This window comes from Streptomyces sp. URMC 126 (genome assembly GCF_051386555.1).
Classification (GTDB): Bacteria; Actinomycetota; Actinomycetes; order Streptomycetales; family Streptomycetaceae; genus Streptomyces.
In genome coordinates, this window is sequence record NZ_JBPQTX010000793.1 from 1 (window position 1) to 282 (window position 282).

Consider the following 282-nt stretch of genomic DNA (forward strand, 5'->3'; position numbering starts at 1 on the left):
TCCCCCCAGGGTGAAGCGGAAAAGTATCGGCTGTGGTGAGCAGCGATCGGGGCGAGCCGTCACCAGGCCCTGACGGCGCGCGGCAGCGCCTGTTCGACGAGGCCCACCAGCGCCATCACCACCACCTGGTCCACCGGCTGCGCCGGTGGGGCCTCCAGCGCGAGGTGGCCGAGGAAATCGTCCAGGAGGCATGGCTCCAGGCATTTCGGGCGGCCTCGCTGGATGTGACCCGGGAGCTCTGCCCGTATGTGTGGAGTACGGCCCAGCGGCGGGCCGCGCGCC

At 71.3% G+C, this 282-nt stretch carries 1 protein-coding gene; it reads left to right on the plus strand.

Annotation, left to right across the window (positions count from 1 at the left end; all coding sequences use genetic code 11):
* Window positions 1–35: 35 nt before the first annotated feature.
* On the plus strand, window positions 36–282 hold a 247-nt coding region (locus ACSNOK_RS33950; RefSeq protein ID WP_436784593.1), incomplete at its 3' end, for a hypothetical protein.